The 12,976-nt window shown below is 38.7% G+C and carries 17 protein-coding genes; 8 read left to right on the top strand and 9 right to left on the bottom strand.

Translation table 11 applies throughout. From position 1 onward, the window contains the following. The 3 genes from prmA to M472_RS43470 all read left to right on the top strand — a co-directional run bounded on the left by prmA (position 1) and on the right by M472_RS43470 (position 2,617). Positions 1-840 carry a 50S ribosomal protein L11 methyltransferase gene (gene prmA, locus M472_RS43480; protein WP_021072265.1) on the top strand — a complete coding sequence of 280 codons (840 nt, stop codon included), beginning with the start codon at positions 1-3 and terminating at the stop codon, positions 838-840. A 2-nt stretch (positions 841-842) separates the two neighbouring features. Beyond that, positions 843-2,216, top strand: a complete 1,374-nt coding sequence (locus M472_RS43475) for a Mur ligase family protein (RefSeq protein ID WP_021072264.1) — start codon at positions 843-845, stop codon at positions 2,214-2,216. Positions 2,217-2,287: 71 nt separating this feature from the next. Beyond that, a complete protein-coding gene (locus tag M472_RS43470) occupies positions 2,288-2,617 on the top strand; it encodes a helix-turn-helix domain-containing protein (RefSeq protein WP_021072263.1) in 330 nt (109 codons plus the stop codon). 59 nt (positions 2,618-2,676) lie between these two features. On the opposite strand, the gene M472_RS45700 is transcribed toward M472_RS43470, so the two are convergent. From M472_RS45700 to rpsF, 8 genes are all read right to left on the bottom strand, one after another. Then, a complete protein-coding gene (locus tag M472_RS45700) occupies positions 2,677-2,841 on the bottom strand; it encodes a hypothetical protein (RefSeq protein ID WP_021072262.1) in 165 nt (54 codons plus the stop codon). Between the two features lie 125 nt (positions 2,842-2,966). After that, a complete protein-coding gene (scpB, locus tag M472_RS43465; protein WP_021072261.1) occupies positions 2,967-3,527 on the bottom strand; it encodes an SMC-Scp complex subunit ScpB in 561 nt (186 codons plus the stop codon). After that, entirely contained in the window at positions 3,527-4,651 is a 1,125-nt protein-coding gene (gene mqnC / locus M472_RS43460; protein ID WP_021072260.1) for a cyclic dehypoxanthinyl futalosine synthase, read from the bottom strand. Before mqnC ends, scpB begins: the two co-directional genes overlap by 1 nt. A gap of 27 nt (positions 4,652-4,678) precedes the next feature. Continuing rightward, the gene (locus M472_RS43455) at positions 4,679-5,335 is read right to left on the bottom strand and encodes an HAD family hydrolase (protein WP_021072259.1); all 657 of its coding nucleotides are present in this window, start codon (positions 5,333-5,335) and stop codon (positions 4,679-4,681) included. Between the two features lie 6 nt (positions 5,336-5,341). Further along, positions 5,342-5,662, bottom strand: coding sequence for a hypothetical protein (locus M472_RS43450; protein WP_021072258.1), 321 nt, complete (start codon positions 5,660-5,662; stop codon positions 5,342-5,344). 167 nt (positions 5,663-5,829) lie between these two features. Beyond that, positions 5,830-6,273: a 50S ribosomal protein L9 gene (gene rplI, locus M472_RS43445; RefSeq protein WP_021072257.1), complete on the bottom strand. Its 444-nt coding sequence runs from the start codon at positions 6,271-6,273 to the stop codon at positions 5,830-5,832. Between the two features lie 14 nt (positions 6,274-6,287). Beyond that, the gene (gene rpsR, locus M472_RS43440) at positions 6,288-6,551 is read right to left on the bottom strand and encodes a 30S ribosomal protein S18 (RefSeq protein ID WP_021072256.1); all 264 of its coding nucleotides are present in this window, start codon (positions 6,549-6,551) and stop codon (positions 6,288-6,290) included. Then, positions 6,551-6,919, bottom strand: a complete 369-nt coding sequence (rpsF, locus tag M472_RS43435) for a 30S ribosomal protein S6 (protein WP_021072255.1) — start codon at positions 6,917-6,919, stop codon at positions 6,551-6,553. Before rpsF ends, rpsR begins: the two co-directional genes overlap by 1 nt. A gap of 229 nt (positions 6,920-7,148) precedes the next feature. Between rpsF and M472_RS43430 the strand changes: the two genes are divergently transcribed. From M472_RS43430 to M472_RS43410, 5 genes are all read left to right on the top strand, one after another. Further along, entirely contained in the window at positions 7,149-7,709 is a 561-nt protein-coding gene (locus M472_RS43430) for a Crp/Fnr family transcriptional regulator (RefSeq protein ID WP_021072254.1), read from the top strand. 84 nt (positions 7,710-7,793) lie between these two features. Next, positions 7,794-9,185 (top strand): TolC family protein, encoded by a 1,392-nt coding sequence (locus M472_RS43425; protein ID WP_021072253.1) that lies wholly within the window; start codon positions 7,794-7,796, stop codon positions 9,183-9,185. Positions 9,186-9,336: 151 nt separating this feature from the next. After that, positions 9,337-10,305 carry an HlyD family secretion protein gene (locus M472_RS43420; RefSeq protein WP_021072252.1) on the top strand — a complete coding sequence of 323 codons (969 nt, stop codon included), beginning with the start codon at positions 9,337-9,339 and terminating at the stop codon, positions 10,303-10,305. Between the two features lie 2 nt (positions 10,306-10,307). Continuing rightward, entirely contained in the window at positions 10,308-11,471 is a 1,164-nt protein-coding gene (locus M472_RS43415; protein WP_021072251.1) for an ABC transporter permease, read from the top strand. A 15-nt stretch (positions 11,472-11,486) separates the two neighbouring features. Beyond that, positions 11,487-12,011 (top strand): GNAT family N-acetyltransferase, encoded by a 525-nt coding sequence (locus M472_RS43410; RefSeq protein ID WP_021072250.1) that lies wholly within the window; start codon positions 11,487-11,489, stop codon positions 12,009-12,011. Here the strand turns inward: M472_RS43410 and M472_RS43405 are convergent. Then, complete coding sequence (locus tag M472_RS43405; RefSeq protein ID WP_021072249.1) at positions 11,994-12,959, bottom strand: alpha/beta fold hydrolase; 966 nt, start codon at positions 12,957-12,959, stop codon at positions 11,994-11,996. The genes M472_RS43410 and M472_RS43405 overlap by 18 nt on opposite strands. Between the last annotated feature and the right edge of the window lie 17 nt (positions 12,960-12,976).

Below are 12,976 nucleotides of genomic sequence, written 5' to 3'. Positions count from 1 at the left end.
ATGAAATATACAGCTGTTAATTTTGTAAGTGCCGACATTGAGGAGTGGCAGAAAGATTTGCTTATTGCAGAGCTTGGAGATATTGGTTTTGATACCTTTGAGGATAACGAAGATGGTTTTGTAGGCTATATTCCGAGTTCGAATTTGGATATCCAAGCGCTAGAGACTTTGCTGTTGGTACAGGTATCGGATTATCAGCTGGATTACACGGTAAACGACATCGAAGAACAGAATTGGAATACCCTTTGGGAAAGTAATTTCAATCCAATTTTGGTTGATGATGCTTGTTATGTTCGGGCTACTTTTCATGAGGCTAAGCCTGCTTACGATTACGAGATTGTCATTGATCCTAAGATGTCTTTTGGTACAGGGCATCATCAAACTACTTCGATGATGCTTTCTTTTGTTTTGGCCAATGATTTTGAAGGCAAGCGAGTATTGGACATGGGCTGTGGTACTGGTATTTTGGCTATTCTGGCTGCCAAGCGTGGCGCTGCTTCTTTGGTAGCGGTCGACTATGATCCTATTTGTGTAGACAGTGTAGAAGAGAATAAGCAACTCAACAACATCACAAATTTAGAAAGTCGCTTAGGTTCTAAGGATGTTATTGTAGGTGAAAAGTACGATGTGATATTGGCAAACATTAATAGGAATATTTTGTTAGACCAATTGGATACTTATGCGAGTGTTTTGGAAATGGGGGGGCAGTTGTACCTAAGTGGTTTTTATGAGGGAGACGACCTCAACATCTTAAGGGATAAATGTGATACTATCGGCTTTTCTTTTCAAGAGATGAAATTAATGGATAGTTGGTGCGCGGCCAAGTTTGTTAAAGGATAATCATGCGGATACATTTTATAGCTATTGGAGGTAGTGTGATGCATAATTTGGCTATTAGTTTAGCTAAGTTAGGACATCAGGTGACTGGTTCTGATGATCAGATTGTGGAACCTTCCAAATCTCGACTTCAAGAGGCTGGTTTATTGCCTGCAAAAATTGGTTGGGATGGAGACCGGATTACCTCTGATATTGATGCCGTGATTTTGGGTAAACATGCTTCAGCAGATAATGTTGAATTGGCAAAGGCACAAGAGTTAGGTGTTAAGATTTATTCATTTCCGGAGTTTGTGTATGAGCACAGTATTGATAAGACTCGGGTAGTTATTGCCGGTACGTACGGCAAGACTACTATTACGAGTATGGTCATGCATGTGTTAAAGTATTTAGGTCGAGATTTTGACTATCTTGTGGGAGCGAAATTGGAGGGCTTTGACTCTTTAATTAAGCTGACCTCAAGTGCGCCAATAATGCTTATTGAGGGAGACGAATTCTATGCTTCTTCTATCGATTCCCATTCGAAGTTTCATTATTATCATCCCAATATTGCTTTGATCAGTAATATTCAATGGGATAATTTTAAGATGTTAATGACGGAGGAAGAGTATCTGCATCAATTTGAAACTTTTATCGATACGATTGTTCCCAAAGGGACATTGATCTATAATAAGGAAGATAATAATGTGGTGAAAATCGTAGGAGAGACCAAGGATTGTAAGATCAATCGACATGGGTATCGATTGCCCAATTATACGATTAATAAAGGGGTGACTTACCTACAGGTTGGAGAAGAGGAGATTCCTTTGCAAATCATAGGTAAACAAAATCTATCGAATATTGCTGGTGCATATACCGTGTGTGAATGGTTGGGTATAAAGCGAGATGATTTTTATCGGGCGATAAGAGATTTTAAGAGTTCCATTCGTTATCTGGAATTTGTAGCCAGTGCCGATGGGAGTGTGGTCTATCAAGACTTTGCCCATACGCCTACTAAGTTGAAATCCAGTATACACGCTATTAAAGAACAGTTTTCTTCTTTTAAATTATTGACTATTATTGAGTTAAATCCCTATGATGTAATAGAAGGGGATAAAATGGAACAGTATGATAGAAGTATGATGGAGTCGGATACTTCGGTTGTTTTCATCAATAAAAGCAGTATAAAAGAAAAAAATGTAGTTTTAGATAATATTGTTGATAAAATTGTAAAGGTGTTTAACCATCCAAATTTACTGGTGATAACTGACACTGTTGATTTGTATGGTTTTTTGGAAGTGTTTGATAGTCAAGGGTATAATATGTTGTTTATGAGTTCAAGTAATTACAGTGGTATTAATATGCTCAAGTTTGCGGATAAATTTTTAACGAAAATAGACTAAACTGTTTTTGATTTTCTTTTTATTTTAACAATTTATTTTTACTTTTGAGGTAAAACATTAACATTTACCAAATGAATGCTTTAGGAAAGAAAATTAGATTATTAAGACATCAGAAAGGCTGGAGCCAAGAAGATGTTGCAAAGCGGTTAGATATATCTATTCCTGCTTTTTCGAAAATTGAAACTGGTATCACAGATGTGAATTTATCACGTTTGAATCAGATTTCTAAATTATTTGGACTGTCGTTAGTTCAGCTATTGTCTACCTCTGATACAGATGATGATAAGGATCGGATAGATGAAATGAATGAGTTGGGAAGGAAGTTGCAACTTCGAGAAATTGAAGTTATAGATTTGCAAAAGAAAGTTATAGATCTGTACGAGCAACTACACCAAAAATAGAAAAGGCGATTTTTAAAATCGCTTTTTCTGTATAGGTGGACTATCTTTATAACGGAGATTTAGAAATCATCTTCATCCTCATCATCAAAATCGTCAAACCCACCTATAGAGTCAATTTCTAATCCGAAATCATCATCATCAAAGTCATCAGAATCGTCCTCTGGACCATTAAAATTGATTAATTCCTCTTCAATTTCAAACTTTTCGACACTCTCGTTCATCATAGTAAGCTAATTCTTTCTGTTATTAATTCTAGCGTAAAATTAGATAAGAAAATCAAAACTTAAAACTTTTTTTTAAAAATATGCGGCTGATTATCAGTGTTTTGTTTTGTTGTTTTGGTTTTGCCTTATTCTATAATCTCGCCGATGCTATTTTCTTCGTTGATAATATCCTTAAGTTGAGGAAGGTCTTTCACAGAATTGATGCCAAAGTGATTCATGAACTGATCACTCGTTGCATACAATAGGGGCTTGCCTATTGTTTCTGCCTTTCCAACAATTTTTATCAGGTCTTTTTCTAATAGACGTTGTATTGAATAATCACAGTTTACCCCTCGAATCTGTTCCACTTCGAGCTTGGTAATAGGTTGTCTGTAGGCGATGATAGACAAGGTTTCCAGTCCTGCTTGACTTAGTTTTTTACGGTCCCTGTGTGCTTGCAGTTGATTAATCGCATCGTGATATATTACCTTCGTCAGAAATTGGTATTTATTGTTTATCGGGGATAAGGAGAATATGGAGTCTTCGTTTTCATATTTCACCTTTATTTTATCCAGGAAAGTCAGCACTTCATCTTTATTAATCTCTATCAATAGCGCTTCGTGGAGTACATTCTTGATTTCAATTGCTGAAATACCTTCTTCTGAAGCAAAAATTAATGCTTCAATGTTGAGCATAATATCTTTCATCAATAATTGATTACTTGTTCGACCATAGATTCTGGAATCTCTCTAAACTGGTATGTCTGTGTACGTAATTGTGGTTCAAATCCAGCTTCTTTAATCGCATCTTGAATTGATTTAGATGTGAAGCGGTGAGGGGCTCCTGCTGCAGAGACCACATTTTCTTCGATCATGATAGAGCCAAAGTCGTTGGCACCGCTGTGCAAACATACTTGTGCTGTTGGTTTGCCGACAGTAAGCCAAGAGGCTTGTATATTTTTTATGTTTGGAAGCATTATTCTACTCAATGCAATCATTCTGATATACTCATCTGATGTCACATTATTGGCAATTCCTCTTAATCTTTTTAACAGTGTACCATCATCTTGAAAAGGCCAAGGGATGAAGGCTATAAAACCGTGGCTATCTTTTGGCTTTTCACTCTGTACTTCTCGGATCCATACGAGGTGTTCAAAGCGTTCTTCGATCGTCTCGATATGGCCAAACATCATTGTAGCTGATGTTGGTAGGTTGATCTTATGGGCTGCACGCATTACATCGAGCCATTCCTGTCCTCCGCATTTTCCCTTAGAGATCAATCTCCTCACGCGGTCGTTGAGTATTTCTGCACCGGCACCGGGTAGTGAGTCTAAACCTGCTTCTTTTAGTATGGTAAGGACATCAATATGAGACATACCCTCTAGTTTTGAGATATGCGCTATTTCGGGAGGGCCTAAAGAGTGTAGCTTTAGTGTAGGATATAGTTCTTTTAGTTTTTGAAATAGGTCTCGATAAAACTCGATTCCTAAATCTGGGTGGTGACCGCCTTGTAAAAGGAGCTGATCCCCGCCATATTTGAAGGTTTCCTCTATTTTTGTTTTATACGTTTCAATGTCTGTGATATAACTGTCTTCGTGTCCCGGCCTTCTGAAGAAATTACAAAATTTACAGTTTGCTATACAGACATTTGTTGTATTTACATTTCTGTCAATTTGCCATGTTACTTTGCCATGTGGAACTTGTTTTTTTCTCAAGATGTTGGCCACATGTGCGAGTTGGGCGGTCGCAGCATTCTGATATAGAAAGATGCCTTCTTCCTTGGAAAGGAAGTCAAATTGGAGCGCACGCTCTAGTATATTTTGAACATTCATCACAGACAAAGATAAGTAGTTTTTTAGTTAATCTATAAGATTAAAGAGGCTGTTGAGTTCTATTTCCGTATAATCTTCGATGTACAAATCACAGGGAGGAAGTTCACTTTTAGTGTGAGAACTCAATACGCCTACAACTTTCATATTGGCATTGATTGCAGCTGTGATTCCGGAGAAAGAGTCTTCGAATACGATACACCTATGGTAAGGTATTTGGAGGTTTACCGCTGATTTTATGTAGACCTCTGGGTTTGGTTTATGTTGGCTAACATTCTCGCTGGACATAAAGGAGTCCAGCATGTTCCGTATTTCTAAACCATCGATAATAAGGTCCATATTGGCACGGGGTGCCGAAGTGGCTACTCCTGTCTTAATCCCTGCTTGCTTTATTTTTTTTAGAAAATTTACGTATCCAGGGATTCCCTCGACATGTTGTGCATATACCTGTCTAAACATTTCTTCTTTTTCTTGCTCTAGCTGTAGCAACTCATCTCCAGCAATAGGTCTCTTGAAAAAATGAGACATGATGTATGAATTATGTTTTCCATACATATGTTCTTCAAACTCTGCAAGGCTGTAGGGTATTTTGTATTTGTCAAAGAAAGCCTCAAAGGCTTTTGAATGATAGGGGTTGGTATGTGCTATTACACCATCCATATCGAATAATAAAGCAAGTTCCTGCATGTTTTTTTAGTCTCTTCTAATAAACTCACGATCTTCGTCACTTAGGGCATTAGGTGCATATGGTGAAGATATAGAGTTATTTGATTCTATGGTTTCTGTTATGGGCGGATTAGGGTTTGTCACGGCATATTCTTTTGGATGTTTTTTACGACGTCTAAATAGGATACCACCTGTAATGATTCCCAGTATATAAAATGTTGCGAGTATGATCAGTTTGGAAGTTCTAATTTCTCCAAAAAACCAAAAGGTGCTTTCTTCTTTATTATTAAATAAGATAAGGGCAACAATTGCTAATAGGATTGCAATAATGATTGTTTTTGGTCTCATATTAGATATGTGTTTTGTGTTCTGGCCAAAAATAATGAAAACTTTCTTTATCTGCTAGTCTTGGAGCCGTGGTTGTATTTTTGCCAAGAGCGATTAGCGGTGATCTGATATAAAAAAAGAGGAGATAATGAAAATTATCTCCTCTATATTTTTAATCAATGTATTGCTTATTCAGCTACTACTTCGAAAGGAACTTGTACTTTAACTTCTTTGTGTAAGTTTAAGTTAGCTACGTATTCACCAAGTGTTTTAGGTTCTACTTCGAAAGTAATACGGCGACGATCTACTTCGTAACCTTGTGCTTTCAATGCATCTGCAATTTGAATGCTGTTTACTTTACCAAAGATTTTTCCTGTTTCACCAGCTTTAGCACCAATAGAAAGCTTAACGTTTTCTAATTTAGTTGCTAACTCTGTAGCGTCTTTCTTGATTTTATCTTGCTTGAACTGAGCTTGTTTGATATTCTCAGCCAATACTTTTTTTGCTGATGATGTCGCTAAAATAGCGAAGCCTTGAGGGATTAAGTAGTTACGTCCGAAGCCAGGTTTTACTACTACGATATCGTCTTTTTCACCAAGGTGTTTAACATCTTGTTTTAATATAATTTCCATTTATCGTATCCTCCTTATTTTAATGAATCAGCTACGTAAGGCATAAGTCCGATGATACGTGCACGTTTCACCGCTTGCGCTACTTTACGTTGGAATTTCAATGATGTACCAGTAAGACGACGAGGTAAGATTTTACCTTGATCGTTAACAAATTTCATTAAGAAGTTTGCGTCTTTGTAGTCGATGTACTTAATACCGTTTTTCTTGAAACGACAGTATTTTTTACGGTTGTCCTCTACTTTAGGAGCTGTCACGTATTGAATGTTCTCTTTTGACATTAGTTTGCTACCTCCTCAGTTTTAGTTTCAGCTTTCTTGTTGAATGCACCGCTGCGTTTTTTCTCGCTATAAGCAACAGCGTGCTTATCTAAAGCGATAGTTAAAAAGCGCATCACACGCTCATCGCGCTTGTATTCAAGCTCTAATTTTTTAATTAATTCACCTGGAGCCTTGAATTCAGTTAAGTGATAGAATCCAGTTGTTTTTTTCTGGATTGGATACGCTAATTTTTTCAAACCCCAATTATCTTCAGCGATAATTTCGGCTCCGCCTTCTGTAAGAATGCTTTTGAATTTTGCGATTGTTTCTTTCGCAGCATCTTCTGAAAGCAACGGGGTAAGAATGATTACAGATTCGTACTGTTGCATTTTTTTTAAATAATTATGTTAATTTAAACTTTCCGTACTTACGGAAGTGCAAAGATAGAAATATTTTTCTTTCTATTATTATATGGGTATAAAAAAATGTTTTTTCATGTTGTTAATATACTCTCTGATTTTATACTTTTAAATTTCTTTTGCGTAAGACTTGTGTATTTCGTGTTAAAATAGATATATTCAAATTGGATTGGCCGATGGCTATGTTTAAAGATAAACTATGAGAATTATTGACTATTTAAAAAGTCTATACCCTATAAATGATGAAATTGAATTTGTATTTACGGCGATGTCAGAGACGAAAAAATATGATAAAGGAGCGGTTATTTTTTCTCCAGGAAGTTATTTAAAGCATGTTTATTTTGTAGAGAGTGGTTTTACACGGATTTACTATAATAAGGGGAAGAAAGATATAACACATTATTTTTTCGGTCCTGATACTTTTGGTACCGGTATAGAGAGCCTTTATTATGATAAGCCTTCGGTTTTCGGGTTTCAAGCGCTTAGCGAGACCTGTATTACTCGGGTTCCATTTTCCGCGATACAAGATCTAGCAGCAACGGACATTACGATGAACCGTATTATACAACGGATTCTGTTGGATTCTTTAATCAATTTTTCGAAACGTTTTTATAATATGCAGTTTGAAACCGCTAGCGAACGTTATCAGTCGCTAATCGCCGAGAATCCGGCTCTTTTTCAGAAGGCTACATTGGGACATATTGCTTCTTTTTTAGGCGTTTCGCAGCAGACTCTTTCGGTTATACGTGGTTTGAAGTGATTTTTTTAAGATATCTTAAATTTTTAATAACAATTTAGACGTAGTTTTGTCTTGTTTATAAAAATAGTATGAAATTAAATTAGTATGAAATATAGGTATTGTTGTCTTTTTTTCTTCTTTTCTTTAGGAAGCAGTATCTCCGGGAGTTTGCTGGCACAGGAGCAGTTGACCAGTTTTAAGGCACCTGTTGAACAGGCTGTAAGGCATAATAAGGGGATGCAAAATGCTTATCTGGAAAACCAAAAAGTAGCTTTGGAGCGGGAGGAAGTAAAAGGTAAGTTTCTTCCAACAGTATCCCTGCATGGTGGATATGGTTATCTTAACAGCAGTGTTGATCTAGATTTGCCAACACATCATCTTCCTATTACTGGTTTTAATCTGTTTGAGGGATCGCAAAGATCGAACCTGTCTACACAGGTAGCACTGGCAGGTGTGACTGCTAAGCAGGTTATTTTTAGCGGTTTGCAGATTACGAACGGGCAAAAGGCATTAGAACAGAAATTTATCGCCCAGTCGCTGATGCAAGAGGCAGGACGTGATCAAATTGCACAAGAGGTGTTGTTCTCTTTCGATCAATTGATGCTATTGCGTGAGGTAGATGTGCTTATTGCGGATTCTGAAAAGCGATTGAATAAAGAGCATCAGAAGGTTGTCAAGGCCATTGATAATGGATTAGCTATTCCTTATGATCGGGATAAGCTGAAGTTAGCGATGCTGGAATTGGAAAATAAAAAAGCGGAAGTCGAAAGTAACCGCGAGTTGTTGTATTATAAATTGCAAGAACTGACTGGACTGGATAAAGCTGAATTGGAGACTGTTGTATACCCATTATCCGAGATTGTGCTCGCCTTGGATGAAGCTACGGTAATGAACCGTAAAGAGTTGCAGGCTCTTGAGGCTTCACAAAAAGCTTATGACTTTGCATTGAAGAAAGAAAAAGGTGGAAAGTTACCACTAGTCTTTGCTTTTGGTAGTGTTTCTTATCTGAATGCTTTTGATTCTCATTTTACATTGAAGGATATTGGGCAGGTAGGCGATGTAAAAATGAAGACGAACCATTTGCAGTTGGCTCCAAATTACGCTGTAGGGATTGGTATGAAGTGGAATGTTTTCGAAGGTAAGACGCATAAGAGTGCTATCGAACGTGCTAAGCTGGACATTCAGATCAATGAGAATAAATTGGAAGATACAAAGGAAAAGCTAAGCCTATTGCAACGTAAGACACGTGCTGACTATGAGCTGGGACTTAAGAAAATTGGTGTGAATCAGCAACAGGTAGCAATCGCTAAGAATAACCTGCATTTGGCTTCGCGTCAGTTTGAGGAGGGGTTGAGTGATGTGACTGAGCGCTTGGAGGCAGAGAATGAGTTTTATAAACAATCCTTGGGTTATTATAGTCAGATTCTGAATCAGCGTAATGCGGTAACGGAGTTGTTGAAGGCTAATGGAAACCTTTACGATACGATTACAAGATAGGTACGGATTTCGTGTCTGTCCGTTAGGATCGGCTTTAAGAATATATAGATAGAATAAACAAAAAGAGATGATACAGTCTTATTACGGTTTAGAAAAAAGAAGAGCAACCTGTTAATACGATAGTCAGCATCGTTATAAATAATTAATAATAATGAAAAACACATTTTATATAGCTTTTGTCGCATTATTGGTCCAGGGGTGTTCAAACAAAGATGCGAAGCAGCAGAAGGCTCTAGAAGGAAAAATCGAGCGGGATCAGATTTCGGTAACCACAAAGATACCCGGTAAAATCCATCGGATTCTAGTCGAAGAGGGGCAATTGGTGCATAAAGGTGATACTCTGATTGTTTTGGAGCTGCCTGAGGTCGATGCAAAATCCGTACAGGCGCAGGGTGCTCTCGAGGCAGCTCAAGCGCAGTATGAAATGGCGGTAAAGGGGGCAACGGACGGACAGTTGACACAGCTAAATGCTAAGGTAGCGGGACTGAAAGAGCAATATGATTTTGCACAGAAGTCTCTTGACCGGATGAAAAATCTACTTCGTGATTCTTTGGTTGCACAGCAAAAATATGACGAGATATACGCTAAATACCAAGGTGCCAAAAATCAATATTTGGCCGCTCAGGCCGAGTTGGCTGATGTTAAGAATGGTGCTCGTATTGAGCAGCAGAAAATGGCATTAGGACAGAAGGAGCGCGCGATAGGAGCAGTTTCGGAGGTCAATGTCGCAGCAAAGGAGCGTTATGTGATTGCTCCTCAAGATATGTCTATCGAAACGATCAACCTCAAGGTTGGAGAGCTGGCTTTGGCAGGATATAGCTTAGCTTCTGGCTATGTATCGGATGGCGCTTACTTTAGGGTTACAATCCCAGAAAGCCGTATTAAGGATTTTCAGAAGGGAGCTGTAAAGACATTGGCTATTCCTTACTTAGAAAATAAAACATTGAGTGCACGGGTAGAGACTATCAAATCATTGAGTAATTATGCGAGTATTAGTACAGCATATCCTGACTTTGAACAACAGGAGACTTTATTTGAAGTGCGTTTGCGTCCTACAAGTGCTACGGATGATAAAGAATTGTTAACTAAAGCGACATTTATCGTTAAAGACGAGAAGTAATTATGGGTAACTTTTGGAGTTTGATTAAGAGAGAGTTCGCTTTATTCTATCAGAATAAGGTTTTACTCATTCTTTTTTTAGGAGCCCCTGTTATGTATGGTGTTCTTGTAGGAGGGGTGTATAAGAAAGGTAAGGTGACGCATCTGCCGATTATAGTGGTGGACGAGGATCGTAGTCCTTTGTCTAGGCAACTTATTGATATGTTCAATGAGAATGAGGTGATCTATGTTGCCGAACTGATGGCTGATCCTTTTGGCGCCAAAGAGGCTGCATTGGAGAAAGAGGCTACTGTGGTTGTTCATATTCCGAAGAATTTTTCATCAGATGTTAATTATAACCGCAGTACAGAGTTGACGTTATTTGTCAATGCTTCTAATACGTTGACATCAAATTATGCTATGATGGCGGTCAATGTGTGTGCAGGGACCATGAAAGCGGGTATACAAATCAAATCTCAGGAGAAGAAAGGTGTTCCTGCTTACGTCGCCGAACAACAGTATGAGCCTTTTAAGACGACTATTGTGAAACAGAATATACGGAGTGGTAATTACTTGTACTTTATGCTGCCGGGTGTTTTGCTGACTGTTCTGCAGCAGGTGATGATGTTGGGACTGGCCTTGAGCTTTGCGTCTGAATTCGAAAACAATACTTTCCGTGAGCTTGTGGGGAAGACTTCCAACGTCTTTGTGCTGATTCTGGTTAAGATTACTCCCTATGTGCTGATGTCCTTTTTAATTTATGGTTTGTACTACGGTTATTCTGTTTTTTATAGGATGCCTTTACATGTTGAAGGATTTGCGTTTTTTGGGGCTTCTTTTCTGTTTTTGCTTGCTGTTGCTTTCTTGGGGATATTGGTCAGTATTGCTATTCCAAGCCAGTTGAAGGCTACGGAGATATTGATGGTTATTGCTACTCCCTCGTTTATATTAAGTGGTTTTACCTGGCCATTGAGCCAGATGCCGGATTGGATTGTCTGGTTGTCTAAATTGATTCCGCTTACCCATTACCTTCAGATCTTTAGAACGATGATTATAGAGCAGGGAACAGCAGATCTTATAAAAGGGCCTGTATGGGGATTGGTGTGGATCGGTGGTGTTTCTTTAGTCGCCTCCATCGTACTTTTACAATTTAAAATTAATAAGGTTAAAAAGGCTGAAAAAGCCTAGCATAGATATAAAGATATGTTCTCAGGTATTATTTTTCGTAAGGCTACCATTTCGGATGTGGATGCTGTCTGGGCAGTACTAGAGGAGGCGATAGCGAAGCGCCGTAACGATGGGTCGGATCAATGGCAGGATGGTTATCCCAATCGGGAAGTCATAATGGAAGATGTTGAAAAGGGGTATGGATTTGTAGCTGAGCGCATAGAAGGGCCCATAGTGGCTTATATCGCAGTAATCGGTGCTGTCGAGCCTGCCTACGAGGCGCTGACTGGTAAGTGGCTTACAGAGCGTCCATATACCGTGATACACCGGCTAGCTGTTTCGCAGCGTGATGTAATAAAGGGACTGGGAACCTGGATGATGCTGGAGGCTGAAAAAGTTAGTTTATCCCAGGATCGATTAAGTATTAAAGTAGACACAAATTACGATAACGCAGGCATGTTACGGGTGTTTGATAAATTGGGGTATGTATATTGTGGTGAGGTGTACTTTCGGGGCGGGGCGCAACGTAAAGCTTTTGAAAAGTTATTGGATCAGGTGTAATTTGGCATGGGACAATAACCATTGTGCGATAGCTTCAAAAACCTCTATGCTGTTTTCTTCCTGCAGGATTTCATGTCTTTTCTTTGGATAAGTAATGATATCTACCTCTTGGAAGCCGCTTTCTTTAAGTTGTTTTTCTGTTTTTTCTATTCCCTTGGAAAAGCCACCAATTGGGTCATCTTGCCCGCTGACTAAGAGAATCGGAAGACTTTTTGGGATGGAATGCTGCCATCCTTTTTTTGTTGCTGTCAACAGTATGGTCAGGAGGGTATAGAAGGCGTTGTTGGTAAAAGGGATGCCACAAAGTGGATCTTCTTGGAAACGCTTCCTATTTGTTTTACTTAGACTCAGCCAACTGGTATCATCAAAGTCGGGTTCATGCCGAAATTTTGTATTGTTCATTTTGCTGAAGATACCATTGATCAGTTTGCTCCGTTTTCTAGGACTTATTTTCTGGAGTAAAGCTAGGAGCGCCCTAAAAGCTTCGGCTCCTGGTGTTTTGGCTCCGGTACCGATCCATATACTTCCATCAAATTCGTTTCCTATTCGTTGTAATACACATCGGGTAATAAAGGAGCCCATGGAGTGTCCGATGATAAAATGCGGATGATCGGGGTGTTTGTCCTTTAAATAGTGATGTAGCGCTATAGCATCATTAATTAATCTCTCCTGCGGTCTTTCTTGTTGGAAGTAACCCTGTGCGGTATCATCGGTAGCGGTATTGCCATGACCTATATGGTCATAAAGCAAGACGGCGAATCCAACAGAGGCGAGGTATTCTGCAAATTGTATATACCTTCCACTATGTTCTTGCATGCCGTGAAGAACTAAGACAGATCCTTTCAGTTCTTTGTCACTCTGGGTTATGTATGTCGTGTACAAGCCATATGGTGCTGCAGTGTCTTGGATGCTTTTAACTTTTATATGGCCTGTACTTGTGTTTGACATGGTAAGCTTAATTTATG

The sequence above is a fragment of the Sphingobacterium paucimobilis HER1398 genome, from assembly GCF_000416985.1.
Lineage (GTDB): Bacteria > Bacteroidota > Bacteroidia > Sphingobacteriales > Sphingobacteriaceae > Sphingobacterium > Sphingobacterium paucimobilis.
This window is presented reverse-complemented; position numbering and strand designations above follow the sequence as displayed.